Origin of the sequence: Psychrobacter sp. Pi2-1 (assembly GCF_904846645.1) — a bacterium.
Lineage (GTDB): Bacteria > Pseudomonadota > Gammaproteobacteria > Pseudomonadales > Moraxellaceae > Psychrobacter.
The window spans coordinates 1-695 of the sequence record NZ_CAJHBO010000058.1; the positions used below are offsets into that span (position 1 = coordinate 1).

Below are 695 nucleotides of genomic sequence, written 5' to 3' on the forward strand. Positions count from 1 at the left end.
TTGATGACTGGGGTGAAGTCGTAACAAGGTAGCCGTAGGGGAACCTGCGGCTGGATCACCTCCTTATAGACGCATTCGGTCAGCAAGAATTCACAACAAGTTGTTCTTTAGTTTAAGCTTACGTTTTAACAAACGTATTAGGGTCTGTAGCTCAGCTGGTTAGAGCACCGTGTTGATAACGCGGGGGTCGGTGGTTCAAGTCCACCTAGACCCACCATTTTACAATGGGGCCATAGCTCAGTTGGTAGAGCGCCTGCCTTGCACGCAGGAGGTCAACGGTTCGACTCCGTTTGGCTCCACCACTACTTTAGTTAAGCTTTAAGTGCTAAATAAAATAGGTATCAAATAGAAACAAGTGATTTTAATTGATTACTTCTTTCTGTTTTATACAGAATCTGTGACTCGACGAGAGCATAGAGACTATTTAAAAACATAGATATGAGTCTGGGTTAGGAAGAGCGTGTTCACGCGCACTTCTTAACCTTAATAACTCGCCTCTTAACGACATCAGTTGTTATCCCAGGGGTGAGTTATTAAAAAAAGTAAAGAGAACTGAATCAAGCGTATAAACATAGGTGATATCGTTATCATAATTAGATTGTATGACACTTAGAAGTCGAAAGACTACTTGGGGTTGTATGGTCAAGTAATGAAGCGCACATGGTGGATGCCTTGGCAGTCAGAGGCGATGAAGC

Annotated in this window: 2 tRNA genes and 1 rRNA gene; all 3 read left to right on the forward strand. The window is 43.0% G+C overall.

Annotation, left to right across the window (positions count from 1 at the left end):
• Positions 1-66: ribosomal RNA gene (locus JMX91_RS13245) — 16S ribosomal RNA — on the forward strand; the annotation flags it as partial.
• Positions 67-140: 74 nt separating this feature from the next.
• A tRNA-Ile gene (locus JMX91_RS13250) sits at positions 141-217 on the forward strand.
• Positions 218-226: 9 nt separating this feature from the next.
• Positions 227-302, forward strand: a tRNA-Ala gene (locus JMX91_RS13255).
• Positions 303-695: the final 393 nt, after the last annotated feature.